A 17701-nucleotide genomic window follows, 5' to 3' on the forward strand; every position below is an offset into this window, starting at 1 on the left:
TTTACTTCACTTCGAAGTCGCGCGTCTGTACGACCGCGCCATCGAGCGAGATCTCGACCTTGTACTTGCCGGCCGGGAATCCCTTCGGACTGTTGATGCTGAAGTCGGTGTTGCCGGCGCCGGTGAGCGTCGCGTCGGCGCTGTCCTCCTTCACCGTCTGGCCGTCCTGGTAGGTCCACTTCGCGCCGAGCTTGGCCGGCACGGCGGCCGCAGGATCGGACGTACTGGTGGCGACGGACGCGTAGATGGTGTCGGTCGGCTTGAACGTCGCGGTCGGTGCGCTGACCTTCTTGTCGGCACCTACGGCGGTGCCGAGGTCGACCGAAGTGACGGTGGCCGTCGCGGCCGGTGCGGGCGGCGGCGTCGCAGGCGCGACCGGTTCGGTGCTCGCCGGCGGCGGCGCGACGACGGCTTCTTCTTTCTTCTTGCAGCCCACCAGGGCCAGCGATGCAAGCAGCGCGGCGGCGATGGCGTACTGCAGGCGGTTGCGGATCATCATCGGATCTCTCCTGACGTCGATGGTGTTGGGGGAACGCGGTGGCCGGCTCAGTCGCCGGCGGGCGGAATGCGCAGCACCTGGCCGGGCTGGATGCGGTCGGGATCGTCGAGCTGGTCGCGGTTCGCGTCGAAGATCGCGTTCCACTTACCGGCCTTGCCGTAGAAGCGCTTGGCGATGTGCGACAGCGTGTCGCCCTTCTCGACCGTGTAGGTCTGCACCTGCTCTTCGCCCGCGGTGGCGGAGGTGATGGTCTCGGTCGAACTGATGTTCGACTGGACGTCGCTGAAGTCCGCCTTGAGCTGCTCGGTGCTCTCGACCTTGCTCTGGACGTCGGAAAAATCGGCTTTCTTGTCCGGTGTCATGGATGGAAGCTCCTGCCGGAATGGCGGAGGCAACATCGCACGCACCCTGTTAAGGAAAGGTCATTCCAACGGCAAAAAACGCGCCTTAAGGAAAACTTCCCAAATACTTCACTGACGTTCGTCGCGACCCGCTGCAGGACGTGCGTGGCCCGGCGTGGCGCGCCACGGATTGATGTCGAGACCGCCGCGACGCGTGTAGCGCGCCTCGACCGACAACTGGCGCGCGCCGGTGCGCGCGAGCAGGTCGACGAACACGCGCTCCACGCACTGTTCGTGGAACTCGGCGTGGTCGCGGAACGACACGAGATAGCGCAGCAACCCCGCGCGATCGATACGCGGGCCTTCGTAGGAGATGACGATGCGCGCCCAGTCGGGCTGGCCGGTGACCGGGCAGTTCGATTTGAGCAGCGAACTGGTCAGCGTCTCGTTGACGATGCGCGTGTCGTCGGCCATCAGATGCGAGGCATTCGGCGGGCCGTAGTCGGTGATCGCGACATCGAGCCCATCGATGCAGTCCATCACCGCTTCTTCAGGCGCGGCTTCGTCGATCGGCGGCAGGCCGAAGGCCACTTCGACCGCGGCACCGGCCGAGCGCGACAGGTCCTGCGCGATGCGTGTGCGCACGTCCTCGTCGGAATCGAAGCGTGTCGCGTTGAAGGAGTTGAGATAAAGCTTGAGCGACTTGGACTCGACCAGGTTCGGGGATGTCGCCGGCACGGTGATCGTCGCGGTGCCCACGCGCGGCTTGCCGCGCGCGTCGAGCCAGCTCAGTTCGTACGCGTGCCAGCGGTCCAGCCCGTCGAACGGCAGCGAGGCGGCGTCGATGCCGATGTCGGCGCGGCCAAGCGTGCGGGCGATCGGGAACAGCAGGCTCGCGTCGTACTCGCGCGGGTAGTCGACGTGGCGGCCGAGCGGAAGGTCATGGGTGTCCATGCGGCGATTTTACCGGCCCGCGACGCCCCGAACCTGACCGGACGCATCCGCAGCAAGCTCCGGATATCGCGGTGCCGTGGCGACGCCGAGACTGCGGCCACCCCACCCGGACGCGATCCCATGCTCACCCTCCACGACTACCTGCCCTCCCAGAACGCCTGGAAAGTGCGCCAGCTGCTGCATCACCTGGAGCGGCCGTACCGCACGCACCTCGTCCGAATCTTCGAGGGCGAGGGCCGCGATGCGGCGTACCGGGCGATCAGCCCCACCGGCACCGTGCCCGCGCTGGTGCTGGAGGACGGCCGCGCGCTGGCCGAGTCGAACGCGATCCTGATGTACCTCGCCGATGGCACGCCGTACCTGCCGGACGACGCGTACGGGCGTGCTCGCGTCTGGCAATGGCTGTCGTTCGAGCAGGAGCGCGTCGAAAGCCAGATCGGCGCGCTGCGGCATTGGATGCTGACCGGAAAACTGGCACGCCGACCCGAAGCGCTGGTCGCGATGAAGCGCGCCGCGGGAACGAAGGCGCTGGAGATCCTCGAAGCGCAACTGGCGTCGCGCGACTACATCGCGGGGGATACGTACACGATCGCCGACACCGCGCTGTATGCGTATGCCGGCGTGGCCGATGAAGCGGGTTTCGACCTTGATCCATGCCCGCGACTGCGCGCATGGTTCGAGCGCGTGCGCGCGCAGCCGCGACACCTGGCGGAGCGGTTCCCGTACTCGATGGATCCGCATTCGTCGAAGGAACTCGTTTGACGTTGTTCTTTCGCCGTCATTCCCGCAAAGGCGGGGTCTTCTGTCCCGCCGAAAGGCGGCACTATCCATGTCGCCGACGCCATTCCGCTTTCAGTAAGACGTGATACTCGCACCGTTGGATCCCCGCCTTCGCGGGGATGACGACCTGCATGGATCTTCGGAAAGAACGCTGAAGCCTCTCAGCCGCCCGCGCCTGCAACGCTCTGGCGTGGCGCGCCATGCAGGTAGTCCAGCGTCACCTGCAGCAGTGCGCGCAGGCCGAGGTCGAGCGACGATTCGTCGAGCGCGAACTTCGGCGAGTGGTTGCTCGGCGCGGTGACCGGATCGATGCCCTTCGCCGTCGCGCCGACGAAGAAGAACATCGACGGCACTTCCTTCGCGTAGTACGAGAAGTCCTCCGCGCCCATCTGCAGCGGCGGTTCGATCACGTTGTCCTTGCCGACCACGGCCTGCAGGCTCGGGATCATGCGCGCGGTGAGCGCCGGATCGTTCACCGTGACCGGGTTGCCGTCGTTGTCGGGGACGCTGGCCACGGCGGTCGCGCCGTTGGCGGCGCTGACGTGCTCGGCGACGTTCTTCAGGTCGGCGAAGATGCGCTGGCGCATGCCTTCGTCGAAGGTGCGGATGGTGCCGACCAGTTCCACTTCGTCGGGAATGATGTTGTAGCGGATGCCGCCCTTGATCGCGCCGAAGCTCACGACCGCCGGTAGTTTGGCGATGTCGGTGCGGCGGCTGACGATGGTCTGCGCAGTGCCGACGACATCGGCCGCGGCGACGATGGGATCGATGCCGCCCCACGGACGCGAACCGTGCGTCTGCCGGCCCTTCACCTTGATCGTGAACTTGTCCGAGGCCGCCATCAGCGGGCCCTGGCGCACGCCGATCTGGCCGACCTGCAGGGTCGAGAACACGTGCAGCCCGAACATCGCCTCGGGCTTGAAGTCCTTGAACAGGCCTTCTTCCAGCATCAGCGACGCGCCGCCTTCCTCGCCGTCGGGTGCGCCTTCCTCGGAGGGCTGGAAGACCAGCATCACCGAGCCCGGCAGGTCGGCCTTCATCTTCACCAGCGCATCGGCGATGCCGAGCAGGATGCCGGTGTGGGCGTCGTGGCCGCAGGCGTGCATCACGCCGACGGTCTCGCCGCGGAAGGTGGCGGTGGCTTTCGAGGCGAACGGCAGGTCCACCTGTTCGGTCACCGGCAGCGCATCCATGTCCGCACGCAGCGCGATCTTCGGACCGGGTTTGCCGCCTTCGATGATCGCGACCACGCCGTGGTGCGCGATCCCGACCTTCGGCTTCAGCCCGAGCGCGCGCAGGTGTTCAGCGACCTTGGCCGCGGTGCGTTCCTCGCGGTTGGACAGTTCCGGATGCTGGTGGAAATCGCGGCGCCAGGCGACGACCTTCTGCTGCACGGACTTCGCTGCGGCGGCGACCTCGGGGCGCTCCGGCGGCGCGGCCTGCGCGTGCGCGAACAGCGGAGTGGCAAGCAGGGCGCAGCTGAGCAGCGCAGGCATCGGACGCATCGGTGGAACTCCCCAGGGTGATCGGCCGATCCTAACGCAGGGCGCTTTGCCGGAACGGGTCGGAACTCCGAACGTAGCCCGGGTAAGCGGAGCGCACCCGGGTTGTGCGTCCGGGGGCTCCCGGGTGCGCTGCGCTTACCCGGGCTACGGGCGTCAGTTCGCGCTGTGCAGGTAATCCAGCGCCAGCTGCAGCATTGCGCGCGTGCCGACGTCGAGCGATTGCTCGTCGAGGAGGAACTGCGGCGAATGGTTGATCGGCGCCTTCGCCGGATCGATGCCCTTCGACGTCGAGCCGACGAAGAAGTACACGCCCGGCACGGTGTTGGCGAACTGGGCGAAGTCCTCGGCCACGGTCACCATCGGCATCTCGACCACATTGGCTTCGCCGACTGCGCGCTGCAGCGACGGACGCACCCGCGCGGTGAGCGCGGCGTCGTTTACGGTCGCCGGTGCGTTCGCCGCGACATCGAGCGTCGCGGTCGCACCACTGGCGTGGGCGAAGTCCTCGGCCGTGCGACGGAAGCGGGCGATGATGTCCTCGCGCTGCTTCGCATCGAAGGTGCGCAGCGTGCCGACCATGCGCGCTTCGTCGGGAATGATGTTGAAGCGCACGCCCGCGTTGAACTGGCCGGCGGTCAGCACCGCAGGCGTGGCGGCGATGTTGACCTGACGCGCGATCAGGCTCTGCGTGCCGAGCAGGATCTGCGCGGCGACGGTGATCGGATCCACACCGTCCCACGGACGCGAACCGTGCGTCTGCTGGCCGCGCACGGTCAGGCTCCATTCGTCGGCGGCGGCGAGCATCGGTCCGCTGCGCACCCCGATCTGGCCCACTGGCAGACCGGCCCACACGTGCAGGCCGAACACGGCGTCGGGCTTGAAGTCGCGGAACACGCCCTCGTCGAGCATGAGCTTGGCGCCGAAGTTCTCGCCCGGATTCGGCGGGCCTTCCTCGGACGGCTGGAACACGAACATCACCTCGCCGGGGAGATCGTTCTTCTGTGCCGCCAGTGCGGTCGCGACGCCAAGCAGGATCGCCACGTGCGCGTCGTGGCCGCAGGCGTGCATCACGCCGACGTCCTGCCCGCGATAGGTGGCCTTCACTTTCGATGCGAACGGCAGGCCGGTCTGTTCGGTCACCGGCAGCGCGTCCATGTCGGCGCGCAGCGCGATGCGCGGGCCGGGCTTGCCACCCTTGAGCACGGCGACCACACCGGTATGCGCGATGCCGGTGCGCGGCTGCAGGCCGAGTCGGCGCAACTGGTCGGCGACGAGCTTCGCCGTGCGCACTTCATGGTTGCCGAGTTCGGGATGCTGGTGGAGGTCGCGTCGCCATGCGACGACCTGCTGCTGCACGCTTTTCGCGCCTTCAGTGGCCTCCGGACGCGGCGCGGAATCCTGTGCGAAGGCGGGCGAGGCGAGGAGCGCGGCGAGCAGGGCCGGGAGAATCAGCGGGCGCATGGGCGTCGTCGGGCGTAAGGGCCTTCGATGCTAGCGGCAAAGCGGTCTCGCGGCGTGCACGATTGGTTGGGTCGTCATGCGGTTGCGGGCATCACGCCCCCAGCAGTTCCTTGCGCCGCTTGCCGCTCAAGGTTCCCAGCGCGCGCCGGTACGACCACGTCACCAGCTCGCGCAGGTAGTCCTCCGGGACACGGCGCACGTCGACGACGGTGACCCAGTACCAGCGGCCCATCCAGCGCGCGGGCTTGATGCCGGGCTGATCGGTGAGTTCGACAAAGCGCTCGGGCGTGGCGCGGAAGCTGAAGCGCCAGCGTTCGGGTTCGCTGGTCTTGAAGTAGGCGAAGGTCTTTCCGCCGACCGAGTACACCAGGATGTTCGACGGTTCGCCGTGCAGGACGACGTCCGTGGCGGGGAAACGCGCGCAGAAGCGTTTGAGCTGGCCGGTGTCCATGCGCGGCGGGTCCTCATCGACGAGCTGCGACGATCATGTCGCGTAGCTGCTGACACCCCTGTGGCAGGAGCGACATGCCCCTCTCCCCTTGCGGGAGAGGGACAGGCCGCGAAGCGGCCAGGGAGAGGGGGATGTTGGGGCAGCCCACGATGGCCAGCGGTCCGCGCCACCCCTCTTCCGCCTTTCGGGCACCTTCTCCCGCAAGGGGAGAAGGGAAAGCAGGCGCGGGCTGCGCCTGCGCTGATACGCGATCGTCGCGCGGCTTACGCCACCTTCACGATCCGCAGCGGGTTGTCCCACTCCTTCAACAGCTCGGCCTCGCGGGCCTTGGCCTTGTGCAGGTGGTCTTCCTTGACGTGGCCGTAGCCGCGGATGTGCTCCGGGATGCTGGCGATTTCCGCCGCGAGGTCCACGTTGGCGCGGTCGAGCTTGCCCAGCAGGCCTTCGATCGTGCGGAAGTAGTCCTCGATCAGCTGGCGCTCCATCTTGCGCTCCTCGGTCTTGCCGAAGATGTCGAACGTACCGCCGCGCAGGAAGCGCAGTTTCGCCAGCCACTTGAACGCGGTGAACACCCACGGGCCGAATTCCTGCTTGATCAGGCGGCCCTGTGCGTCCTTCTTCGCCAGCAGCGGTGGGGCGAGGTGGAACTTGAGCTTGTAGTCGCCTTCGAACTGCTGCTCCAGCTTCCGCTGGAAATCGCCGCTGGTGTACAGGCGCGCGACTTCGTACTCATCCTTGTACGCCATCAGCTTGAACGCGTAACGCGCGACGGCTTCGGTGAGGTCGGTGGTGCCGGCGACGTTGCGCTCGGCCGCGTGCACGCGCGCGACGAAATCGCTGTAACGCTTGGCGTACGAGGTGTCCTGGTAGTCGGTGAGGAACTTCACGCGACGCTCGACCAGCTCGTCGAGCGAGCGCGACAGGCGCGCGTCGTCCAGCGGCAGGAACGCAACGTTGTCGCCGCCGTGCGCGGGCACGTGGCGCAGCTCGTCTTCCTTGCGCGTCGTGCGCGGCGCGGAGGTCGCACCCCACTCGGTGCTTTCCCACGGGCCCGGCGAGAGCATCGGCAGCTCGTGCGGCGTGGCTTCTGCCGTGGTCTGCGCGTTGCGGATCAGGCCGGCGGCCTCGCCGACCGCGTTGGGATCGATCACCGCCAGGCGGCCCCATGCGAACGCGGTCTTGTTCATCTCGATCGCCGCGCCGTTGAGCTCGATCGCGCGCATCAGCGAATCCATCGACAGCGGCACCAGGCCCTGCTGCCAGGCGTAGCCGAGGATGAACAGGTTGGTCGCGATGGCGTCGCCCATCAGCGCGGTCGCCAGCTGCGTCGCATCGACCACGTGCGGATCCGTACCGCCAAGGGCGACCTTCACCGCGGCGATGATGTCCGTCGCCGGGAACTGCATGTCGGGACGCGTGGTGAACGTGCCCGGCATCGCTTCGTAGCTGTTGAGCACGACGTTGGAACGGCCCGCGCGCACCTTCGACAGCGCCCAGTAGTCGTTGACCACCACCATGTCGCAGCCGAGCACGAGGTCGGCTTCGCCCGCGGCGATGCGCACGGCGTGGATGTCGTCCGGCGTGCGCGCGATGCGGATGTGCGTGGTGACCGCGCCGCCCTTCTGCGCCAGGCCGGTCTGGTCGAGCACCGTCGCGCCCTTGCCTTCGAGGTGGCCGGCCATGCCGAGCAGCGCGCCGATAGTGACGACGCCGGTGCCGCCGACGCCCGTGATCAGGATGTTCCAGGGCTGCGACAGGTCGCTGGCGACCTTCGGCATCGGCAGGTCGGCGAGGCGGTCCTTCGCGCTGGAGCCCTTCTTCTTGCGCAGGCCGCCGCCCTCCACCGTCACGAAGCTCGGGCAGAAGCCGTTGACGCAGCTGTAGTCCTTGTTGCAGTTCGACTGGTCGATCTCGCGCTTGCGGCCGAACTCGGTTTCCTTCGGCAGCACGGAGACGCAGAACGACTTCTTGCCGCAGTCGCCGCAGCCTTCGCAGACCAGCGAGTTGACCATCACGCGCTTCTGCGGATCGACCATCTTGCCGCGCTTGCGGCGGCGGCGCTTCTCGGTGGCGCAGGTCTGGTCGTAGATCAGGACCGTGGTGCCCTTCACCTCGCGCAGGCGCTTCTGCACGTTCTCCAGTTCCTTGCGGTCATGGAATTCCATGTCGCCCGGGAAGATCTCGCGCTTGCTCCACTTGGCGATGTCGTCCGAGACCAGCACGATCGTCTGCACGCCTTCGCTGCGCACCTGGTGCGCGATCTGCGGCACTGACAGCGTGCCGTCCACCGGCTGGCCGCCGGTCATGGCGACCGCGTCGTTGTAGAGGATCTTGTAGGTGATGTTCACGCCGGTCGCGACCGACTGGCGGATCGCCAGCGAACCGGAGTGGAAGTAGGTGCCGTCGCCGAGGTTCTGGAACACGTGCGGCGTATCGGTGAACGGCGCCTGGCCCGACCACGTCACGCCTTCGCCGCCCATGTGGGTGAAGGTGTCGGTGCTGCGGTCCATCCAGGTCACCATGTAATGGCAACCGATGCCGCCGAGCGCGCGCGAGCCTTCCGGCACGACGGTCGAAGTGTTGTGCGGGCAGCCCGAGCAGTAGTGCGGCACGCGCGGGAACTGCGCGCGCGGCAGGGCCAGCTCGGATTCCTTCTCGGCCATCCACGCCATGACGTTGCGGATATGCTCGGAGTCATGGAAGCGCTGGATGCGACGGCCGATCACGCCGGCGATCGTCGCCGGCGTCAGCTCGCCGGTGGAGGGCAGGATCCATTCGCCGTTCTCGTCGTACTTGCCGACGATCGACGGGCGCTGGCCGCTCCAGTTGTACATGGACTCCTTCATCTGCCGCTCGATGAAGGCGCGCTTCTCTTCGACGACGACGATGTCCTCCAGGCCCTGCGCGAACCTGGTGATGCCCACCGGCTCCAGCGGCCAGGTCATGCCGACCTTGTAGACGCGGATGCCGAGGTCGGCGCAGGCCTGCTCGTCCAGGCCCAGGTATTCCAGCGCCTGCAGCACGTCGAGATAGCTCTTGCCGGTGGTGACGATGCCCAGGCGCGCGCGCGGCGAATCGATCACCACGCGGTCGATGCCGTTGGCGCGGGCGAACGCCTGCGCGGCCTTCACCGCGTAACGGTGCAGGCGCATCTCCTGGTTCATCGGCGGATCCGGCCAGCGGATGTTGAGTCCGCCTTCGGGCATCTCGAAGTCTTCCGGCAGCACGATGCGCGTGGCCATCGGGTCGACGTCGACCGAGGCCGAGGATTCGACGGTCTCGGCGATCGTCTTGAAGCCGACCCAGCGACCCGTGTAGCGCGACATCGCCCAGCCAACCAGGCCCATGTCCAGGATGTCCTGCACGCCGGCCGGATTGAGGATCGGCATCATCGCGCTGACGAACTCGTCTTCCGAACCGTGCGGCAGCGTCGAGGAGCGGCATGCATGGTCGTCGGCCGCGAGCGCGAGCACGCCGCCATGCTGCGAGGTACCCGCGGCGTTGGCGTGCTTGAACACGTCACCGGTGCGGTCCACGCCCGGACCCTTGCCATACCACATGCCATACACGCCCTGGACCTTCGCGCCCGGGAACAGGTTGGTCTGCTGCGTGCCCCAGACCATCGTCGCGCCGAGGTCCTCGTTGAGACCCGGGGTGAACTTCACGCCGGCGTTCTCGAGGAACTTGCGCGCGCGCCACAGCTCCAGGTCGAACCCGCCCAGCGGCGAGCCGCGATAGCCGGAGATGAAGCCGGCGGTGTTGAGTCCGGCGGCCTCGTCGCGCAGGCGCTGCATCAGCGGCAGGCGCACCAGCGCCTGCACGCCGCTGAGGTAGATGCGGCCTTTCTCGCGGCTGTACTTGTGCTCGAGCGTGTAATCGGCGTCGAGCACCGAGTTCGTGAGCGCGGTGTTCGCCGAGGACGGCGAGCTGAGTTCGGCGGTGCTGGTCATGCGTGGCTCCGGCGCGGCGGGGGCCGCGGAGGTGGCTGCGGACGCTCGGCAACGGCCCCGAGACAAAGTCGCGAGGCTAAAAGTCCCGAGCAAAGACTCGGAATTGTAGCAGTCCGGCCCGTTTCGGCCGGGTGGCCGACTTGGGGCAGGGCGTGAGGAGCCGCCGTTGCCTGTTCAGGCAGTCCTCCCTCTCCCCTTGCGGGAGAGGGACAGGCCGCCATAGGCGGCCAGGGAGAGGGGTAGGCGTGGTGGCCAGCAGCTCATTGCCGCCAAGCGCTTCGCGCGCCCCTCTTCCGGCGCTTTGCGCCCCCTTCTCCCGCAAGGGGAGAAGGAAAAGAGTCACGGTTTACGCGGCAACAACGTTCCCTTCGCCCGCGATCCACGTCCCGCGCACCTGCAGGTCGGTATCCAGCGCGACGAGGTCGGCGCGGTAGCCCGGGGCGATGCGCCCCAGTTCCCCGCCCAGCCCGATGAACTCGGCCGGGTATTGCGACGCCATGCGGCAGGCCTCGTCGAGCGGCAGGCCAAGACGGTGCACGGTGTTGCGCACGGCGCCGGCCATGTCGAGCGCCGAGCCGGCGAGGGTGCCGTCGGCGGTGGTGCACTGGCCGTCGCGGCAGGTCATGGTCACGCCGTAGAGCTCGAAGTCCTCGCGCTCGCCGCCCACTGGCGGCATCGCGTCGGTGACCAGCATCATCTTCCCGCGCGGGCGCGCGGCGATCGCCACGCGCAACGACGCGTCGTGCACGTGGTAGCCGTCGACGATCAGGCCGCACCACGCGTCGGCATTCTCCAGCGCCGCGCCGACCGCGCCGGGTTCGCGCGAACTCATCGGCGTCATCGCATTGAACAGGTGGGTCACGCCGGTGATGCCGGCGGCGAAGCCGTCGCGCAGCTGTTCGTAGTTGGCGGCGGTGTGGCCAGCGGCGAGGATGACGCCACGCGCGACCAGTGCCTTGATCGTGTCCGCGTCGAAGCGCTCCGGCGCGAGCGTCAGCAGTGTCACGCCGTCCTTGCCGAGCGAGGCGACGATATCGAGTTCGTCCGCGCCCGGTGTGTGGAACTTGGACGGATCGTGCACGCCCTTGCGCGCGGCATTGAGGTACGGACCTTCCAGATGCAGGCCGAGCACGCCCGGCACCTTCTGCGCGATCGCCTCGCGCGTGGCCGCGATCGCGCGGCACATCACCGCGACGTCGTCGCTGATCAGCGTCGGCAGCAGGCCGGTGGTGCCGTACTTGCGGTGCGCCTGCGCGATCCGGCGCAGGCCGTCGACGGTCGGCTCGTCGTTGAACAGCACGTCGCCGCCGCCGTTGACCTGCGTGTCGATGAAGCCCGGCACGAGATAGCCGCCGCGCAGGTCCACCGCCGTCGCGCCCTTCGGCGCCGGGCCGGGCAGCATCGCGACGATGTGGCCGTCCTCCACCAGCACGCTGAGGTCGGACTCGAAGCCGCGCTCGGTCAGGACGTGGCCATTGGTGAAAGCGAGGGTGCTCATGGTCAGACCGTCTCGGTGACCTTGTTGAGATGCGGCGGTACGTCCGGGTTGTGGCCGCGCGCGATCGCCAGCGCGTTCACCGCCTTGTAGAAGCTCTGCACCGCCAGCAGCGGCGTCATCGCCGGATGTTGCGAGGACGGCATCGGCAGCACGCCTTCGCGCGCGGCCGCGCCCGGCCAGGTCAGCCATACCGGCGCACCGCGTGCGCGGAATTCCTCCGCGACCGCAGCCGTGCCGCTGCCGGTGTCGTCGTCCTGCGCGAACGCCAGCACGGGGAAGCCCGGTCCGACGATCGCCATCGGCCCGTGCTTCACCTCGGCCGACGAGAACGCCTCGGCGTGCAGGCCGCAGGTTTCCTTGAACTTCAGCGCCGCTTCCTGCGCCGCGCCCAGACCCAGGCCACGACCGACCACGAACAGGTTGCGCGCATCCTTCAGTCCATCCACCAGCGGCGACCAGTCCTGCGACCATGCCGCGCGCAGCGCATCGGGCAGCGCATCGACCGCGGCGAGCAGTTTCGCGTCGCCGCTCCAGCGCGCAGTCAGCTGCAGCAGGGCGGCGAGCGAACACAGATAGCTCTTGGTCGCCGCGACGCTCTTCTCCGGGCCCGCGCGCAGCGGGATCACCGTGTCGGCGAGTTGCGCCAGCGGGGAATCCTCGACGTTGACCAGCGCGACCACGGTCGCGCCGGCGGCCTTGGCGATCTCGGCGTTGCGCACCAGGTCCGGGCTCTTGCCCGACTGCGAGATCGCCACGAACAGTGCGCCGAGCAGGTGCGGGCGCACCGCGTAGACCGAGCCCACCGACGGCGAGGCCGACGCGGTGACCAGGCCGAGCGTGGTCTCGAACAGGTACTTGCCGTAGGTCGCCGCGTGATCGGAGCTGCCGCGCGCGCAGGTGACGATGAACGGCGGCGGATTCTTCTTCAGGCGCTGCACCAGCGCGTCGATGACCGGCGCGTTGGCGGCGAACTGTCGCGCGACCGCGTCGGCGGCCTCGTGCGCTTCGGCGTGCATCTTCGTCGCGGTGGGATCGATCACGGTGTCGGGTCCTGTCGTTGCCGTCCCGGCGCCTGCGCAAGGCTGCGTCCGGGTGGTCTGTGGAATCGGTGCATGCCGCGCGCGAGGGTCACTCGCTCTGCAGCTCGGCGACGAAGTCGTAGGCGTCGCCGCGATAGAAGGAACGGGTGTATTCGACGACGCGGCCGTCGTCGAGGAAGGTGCGGCGCTCGATGAACAACCCGGGACTGCCCTCGGGCAGGTTCATCAGCCGGGCCTGCTCCGCGTCGAAGGCGATCGCGCGCAGACGCTGCAGCGCGCGGGTCGGGCGCAGGCCGAGCTTCTGGAACGTCTCGTACAGCGAGTTCTCCACCAGCGACGGATCGGCCAGCACCGACTGCGGCACCACCGTGCGCTCCAGCGCCAGCGCGGTGCCCTCGGCGATGCGCAGGCGGTAGTAGCGCACCACCTGCGCGCCAGGCGAGAGATTGAGCGCCATCGCCTCGTCGGGCGTGACTTCGCCGATGCCGCGTTCGATGAAGCGCGACTTCGGATCGAGCCCGCGCGCGCGCAGGTCGTCGGTGAAGCTGGTCAGCTTGGAGAACGACTTGACGATGCGTTCGGCGACGAAGGTGCCCGAACCCTGTCGCTGCACCAGCAGGCCATCGGCGACGAGGCCGGAAATCGCCTTGCGCACGGTCACGCGCGACAGGTCCAGCAGCTTGGTCAGCTCGCGCTCGCTCGGCAGCGCCTGCCCCGGCGTCAGCTCGCCGTTCTCGACCGCGTGCTGGAGGGTGCGACGCAGGTGCTGGTACGCCGGTGCGCGTCGCGCGTCGGCCTGGCGATGGAACTCGTTGACCAGATACTGCTGCATGGCATGACGATACCAGTGGCATACCACTCAGGGCAAGCCAACCCCGCGGTCTCAGCGCCGGGCTCGCCGGGAGCGCGCCCCCGCGAGGCTCCGTCCGTCGGGTGGCCGACGGGTCTTCGCGCCCGCATAACGCCAAGTGCTTGAAGTTCAAGGATGGAGCCGGCCCGAACCCTCAGGGAAGGGGCGATTCCAGCCCCGCGGCAGTGCCGATGCCTACGCCAAACGGCGGATTGCACCTCTGGTATTTGACTGGTATCGTCACTGGTATGGTTCTGGTCTACATTCAACGGCAGTCCTTCCGGAGCGTCCCGTGAGCCCCCTTGTCGCGCCGATGGCGCCTTTCGACCTGATCATCTTCGGCGGCACCGGCGACCTCGCCCTGCGCAAGCTCCTGCCCGCCCTGTTCCATCGCTACGTCGACGGCCAGATCGTCGCCGGCACGCGCATCTTCGGTCTGGCCCGCGACACCCAGACCGACGAGGCCTACCGCGAACGCGTGCGCGAGGCGCTGCAGAAGAACCTCGCCTTCGACATGCGCGCCCCCGCGGCGCTGGAACCGTTCCTGCAGCTGCTGTCGTATCGCCGCATCGACCTGTCCACCGATACCGGCTGGGCCGAGCTGGCCGGCGAGCTGTCCGACGAATCGCGCGTGCGGGTGTTCTACCTCGCGGTCGGCCCGGACCTGTTCGGCAGCGTCGGTGCGCGCCTGCAGGCGCACGGCCTGACCGGTGCGAACACACGCGTGGTCGTCGAAAAGCCGATCGGCCACGACCAGGCCAGCGCCGCGGCGATCAACGATGCGCTCGGCCAGGTGTTCGCCGAATCGCAGATCTATCGAATCGACCACTACCTCGGCAAGGAAACGGTGCAGAACCTGACCGCGCTGCGCTTCAGCAACGCGCTGTTCGAACCGCTGTGGAAGGCCGAGCACATCGACCACGTGCAGATCACCGTGGCCGAGACCGTCGGGCTGGAGCGTCGCGCCAGCTACTACGACAAGTCCGGCGCGCTGCGCGACATGGTCCAGAACCACATGCTGCAGCTGCTGTGCCTGGTGGCGATGGAGCCGCCGAGCTCGCTCGCCGCCGACGCGATCCGCGACGAGAAGCTGAAGGTGCTGCGCTCGCTGCGCCCGATCGAGAACGGCGCGACGGCGCACGCCACCGTGCGCGGCCAGTACCGCGCCGGTGCCGTCGAAGGTCGCCCCGTCCCGGGCTACCTCGAAGAACTCGGCAGCAACGATTCGCGCACCGAAACCTTCGTCGCGCTCAAGGCCGAAGTGCGCAACTGGCGCTGGGCCGGCGTGCCGTTCTACCTGCGCACCGGCAAGCGCCTGGCCGAGCGCCAGTCCGAGATCGTGGTGACGTTCCGCCAGGTGCCGCATTCGATCTTCGGCGACGAACCGATCGCGCAGAACCAGCTCGTCATCCGCCTGCAGCCCGACGAAGGCGTGAAGCTGTGGCTCAACAACAAGGTGCCCGGCCCCGGCGGCCTGCGCCTGCGCCGCGTGCCGATGGACCTGAGCTTCGCCGAGACGTTCGGCGGCCGTCAGCCTGAAGCGTACGAACGCCTGCTGATGGACGTCGTGCGCGGCAATCCGATGCTGTTCATGCGTCGCGACGAAGTGGAAGCGGCGTGGGCGTGGATCGATCCGATCCTCGCCGCGTGGCAGGCCAGCAGCGATGCGCCCAAACCCTACACCGCGGGCAGCTGGGGACCCAGCGCGGCCGTGGCCCTGATCGAACGCGACGGAAGGACGTGGCATGAGGACGCTGTCTAGAACTGCCCTGTCCAAGAGCGCGCTGGCGGAGCGACTGACCGTGCTGACACCCGACCCGTTGCCCACGCGCGAGCACCTGTTCGACGACAAGGCGCAGCTAGCCGTCGCACTGGCGAAAGCTGTCGCCGCCGACCTGCGCGGCGCGATCGCGCGTCGCGGCGTCGCGCGGCTGGCCGTCTCCGGTGGCACCACGCCGCGCGCGTTCCTGACCGAACTGTCGAAACAGACGCTCGACTGGGCGCACGTCACCGTCGTGCCGGTCGACGATCGCTGGGTCGCATCCGACCATCCGCGTTCGAACGAACGCCTCCTGCGCGAGACGCTGTTCCAGGGCGCCGCCGCGCAGGCGCAGCTGCTGCCGTTGCGTCGGCCGACGTCCACGCCAGAAGCCGCGCTGCTGCCGGTGCTGAGCCAGGTCGCCAACGAAGCGCTGCCGCTGGACGTGGTGGTGCTCGGCATGGGCGAGGACGGCCATGTCGCATCGCTGTTCCCCGATCTCGAACGCCGCGACGTCGGCCTGCAACCGCGTGGCCGCGCGCCGGTGCTCGCGATCCGCAGCGCCTCCGCGCCGGAACCGCGCATGACCCTCACGTTGAGCGCGATCTTCACCGCGCCGTCGCTGTACCTGCACATCGAAGGCGCGAAGAAGCGACAGGTGCTGGACAACGCCGCACGCGATCCGCGCTCGACCCTGCCGATCCGTTCCGTGCTCGCCGGTTCGCCGGTCGTACCGCTGCTTTACTGGAGTCCGTAAGCCGAAGTGGACACGTATCCCGCCCTGCATCCCGTCGTCGCCGACGTCACCGAACGCATCCGCAAGCGCAGCGCCAGCAGTCGCGCCGCGTACCTGGCGCGCATCGACGCCGCCTGCGGTCGCGGCCCGCACCGCGCCACGCTGTCGTGCGGCAACCTCGCCCACGGCTTCGCCGCCTGCGGCACCGACAAGACCGCGCTGCGCGGCGGCCACGCGCCGAACATCGGCATCGTCACCGCGTACAACGACATGCTCTCGGCGCACCAGCCGCTGGAGCGCTTTCCGTTCCTGATCAAGAATGCCGCGCGCAGTGTCGGCGCGACCGCACAGGTCGCCGGTGGCGTGCCGGCGATGTGCGACGGCGTGACCCAGGGTCGCGCCGGCATGGAGCTGTCGCTGTTCTCGCGCGAAGTGATCGCGCTGTCGACCGCGGTGGCGCTGTCGCACGACATGTTCGACGCCGCGCTGTACCTGGGCGTGTGCGACAAGATCGTCCCGGGCCTGCTGATCGGTGCGCTGAGCTTCGGCCACCTGCCCGCGATCTTCGTGCCCGCCGGCCCGATGACATCGGGCCTGCCGAACGACGAGAAATCGCGAGTGCGCCAGCGCTACGCGACCGGCGAGGCCACGCGCGAGGAACTGCTCGAAGCCGAGGCGCAGAGTTACCACGGCCCCGGCACCTGCACGTTCTACGGCACCGCCAATTCCAACCAGATGCTGATGGAACTGATGGGCCTGCACCTGCCCGGTTCCAGCTTCATCAATCCCGACAATCCGCTGCGCGATGCGCTCACCGCGCAGGCCGCGCGACGTGTCGCGCAGATCACGGCGCTGGGCGAGGACTACCGCCCGATCGGCCGCATCGTCGACGAGCGCGCGATCGTCAACGGCGTGATCGGACTGCACACGACCGGTGGTTCCACCAACCACCTGCTGCACCTCATCGCGATCGCCGCAGCTGCGGGCATCGAACTGCGCCTGGAGGATTTCGACGCGCTGTCCTCTGTGGTGCCGCTGCTGGCTCGCGTGTATCCCAACGGCAGCGCCGACGTGAACCACTTCCATGCGGCCGGCGGCCTCGCGTTCCTGATCGGCGAGCTGCTCGATGCGGGCCTGCTGCACGGCGATGTCGAAACCATCGCCGGCCCGGGCCTGGCGCGCTATCGCGTCGAAGCGCGGCTCGCGCCGGAGCAACAGGTCGACTACGTGCCGGCAACCGGACGCAGTGGCGATCCCACGGTCCTGCGTCCGGTTGCCGAGCCGTTCCGTCCCGATGGCGGCCTGCGCGTGCTGCACGGAACGCTGGGCACCGCGGCGATCAAGGTCTCGGCGGTGCCGGAAGACCGGTGGCAGATCGAGGCGCCGTGCCGGGTGTTCTCCGACCAGTCGCAGGTCAAGGCCGCGTTCGATCGTGGCGAACTGGATCGCGACGTCATCGTCGTCGTGCGCTTCCAGGGACCGCAGGCCAATGGCATGCCCGAGCTGCACCAGCTCACGCCAACGCTGAGCGTGCTGCAGAAGCGTGGCCATCGCGTCGCGCTGGTCACCGACGGACGCATGTCGGGCGCGTCGGGCCAGGTGCCCGCGGCGATCCACATCAGCCCCGAAGCCGCCGTCGGCGGTCCGCTGGCGAAGCTGCGCGACGGCGACGTCGTGCGCGTCGATGCGGTCGCCGGCGCGCTGCAGGTACATGTGCCGAAGGACGAATGGGATTCGCGCGAGAACGCCAGCGCCGACCTGTCGCCCTCGCACGTCGGCATGGGCCGCGAGCTGTTCTCGGTGTTCCGCCAGATGGCGGCGCCGGCGGATCGCGGCGGCGGGATCTTCAATCCCGCCTGAGCTTCAGGACAACGCAT

General features: G+C 68.4%; 14 protein-coding genes. 4 read left to right on the forward strand and 10 right to left on the reverse strand.

The genetic code is table 11. The features are described 5' to 3' along the window. Window position 1: 1 nt before the first annotated feature. From FOF45_RS07245 to queF, 3 genes are all read right to left on the reverse strand, one after another. Window positions 2-499 carry a hypothetical protein gene (locus FOF45_RS07245; RefSeq protein WP_233264081.1) on the reverse strand — a complete coding sequence of 166 codons (498 nt, stop codon included), beginning with the start codon at window positions 497-499 and terminating at the stop codon, window positions 2-4. Between the two features lie 47 nt (window positions 500-546). After that, complete coding sequence (locus FOF45_RS07250) at window positions 547-861, reverse strand: LysM peptidoglycan-binding domain-containing protein (RefSeq protein ID WP_158983431.1); 315 nt, start codon at window positions 859-861, stop codon at window positions 547-549. Between the two features lie 108 nt (window positions 862-969). Continuing rightward, window positions 970-1794 (reverse strand): NADPH-dependent 7-cyano-7-deazaguanine reductase QueF, encoded by an 825-nt coding sequence (gene queF, locus FOF45_RS07255; protein WP_158983433.1) that lies wholly within the window; start codon window positions 1792-1794, stop codon window positions 970-972. A 120-nt stretch (window positions 1795-1914) separates the two neighbouring features. Between queF and FOF45_RS07260 the strand changes: the two genes are divergently transcribed. Further along, window positions 1915-2556, forward strand: a complete 642-nt coding sequence (locus FOF45_RS07260) for a glutathione S-transferase family protein (protein ID WP_158983435.1) — start codon at window positions 1915-1917, stop codon at window positions 2554-2556. Between the two features lie 179 nt (window positions 2557-2735). Here FOF45_RS07260 and FOF45_RS07265 read toward each other — a convergent pair whose 3' ends face one another. The 7 genes from FOF45_RS07265 to FOF45_RS07295 all read right to left on the reverse strand — a co-directional run bounded on the left by FOF45_RS07265 (window position 2736) and on the right by FOF45_RS07295 (window position 13311). Then, complete coding sequence (locus FOF45_RS07265) at window positions 2736-4079, reverse strand: M20 family metallopeptidase (protein ID WP_158983437.1); 1344 nt, start codon at window positions 4077-4079, stop codon at window positions 2736-2738. 153 nt (window positions 4080-4232) lie between these two features. Then, window positions 4233-5540: a M20 family metallopeptidase gene (locus tag FOF45_RS07270; RefSeq protein ID WP_158983439.1), complete on the reverse strand. Its 1308-nt coding sequence runs from the start codon at window positions 5538-5540 to the stop codon at window positions 4233-4235. A 91-nt stretch (window positions 5541-5631) separates the two neighbouring features. Then, on the reverse strand, window positions 5632-5991 hold the full coding sequence (locus tag FOF45_RS07275; protein WP_158983440.1) for an MmcQ/YjbR family DNA-binding protein: 360 nt from the start codon (window positions 5989-5991) through the stop codon (window positions 5632-5634). A gap of 263 nt (window positions 5992-6254) precedes the next feature. Beyond that, a complete protein-coding gene (locus FOF45_RS07280) occupies window positions 6255-9941 on the reverse strand; it encodes an indolepyruvate ferredoxin oxidoreductase family protein (protein ID WP_158983441.1) in 3687 nt (1228 codons plus the stop codon). Window positions 9942-10287: 346 nt separating this feature from the next. Beyond that, entirely contained in the window at window positions 10288-11439 is a 1152-nt protein-coding gene (gene nagA, locus FOF45_RS07285; RefSeq protein WP_158983443.1) for an N-acetylglucosamine-6-phosphate deacetylase, read from the reverse strand. Window positions 11440-11441: 2 nt separating this feature from the next. After that, window positions 11442-12455: an SIS domain-containing protein gene (locus FOF45_RS07290; RefSeq protein WP_158987316.1), complete on the reverse strand. Its 1014-nt coding sequence runs from the start codon at window positions 12453-12455 to the stop codon at window positions 11442-11444. 112 nt (window positions 12456-12567) lie between these two features. Further along, on the reverse strand, window positions 12568-13311 hold the full coding sequence (locus FOF45_RS07295) for a GntR family transcriptional regulator (protein WP_158983445.1): 744 nt from the start codon (window positions 13309-13311) through the stop codon (window positions 12568-12570). A 331-nt stretch (window positions 13312-13642) separates the two neighbouring features. Here FOF45_RS07295 and zwf point away from each other — a divergent pair, with 331 nt between their 5' ends. From zwf to edd, 3 genes are read left to right on the forward strand one after another with little or no spacing between them, the layout of a single operon-like run. Further along, entirely contained in the window at window positions 13643-15091 is a 1449-nt protein-coding gene (gene zwf / locus FOF45_RS07300; protein ID WP_158987318.1) for a glucose-6-phosphate dehydrogenase, read from the forward strand. Further along, on the forward strand, window positions 15075-15845 hold the full coding sequence (gene pgl, locus FOF45_RS07305) for a 6-phosphogluconolactonase (protein WP_158983447.1): 771 nt from the start codon (window positions 15075-15077) through the stop codon (window positions 15843-15845). Before zwf ends, pgl begins: the two co-directional genes overlap by 17 nt. Before the next feature lie 6 nt (window positions 15846-15851). Continuing rightward, window positions 15852-17684, forward strand: coding sequence for a phosphogluconate dehydratase (gene edd / locus FOF45_RS07310; RefSeq protein ID WP_199244451.1), 1833 nt, complete (start codon window positions 15852-15854; stop codon window positions 17682-17684). Window positions 17685-17701: the final 17 nt, after the last annotated feature.

This window comes from Lysobacter panacisoli, from assembly GCF_009765165.1.
Classification (GTDB): Bacteria; Pseudomonadota; Gammaproteobacteria; order Xanthomonadales; family Xanthomonadaceae; genus Lysobacter_J; species Lysobacter_J panacisoli.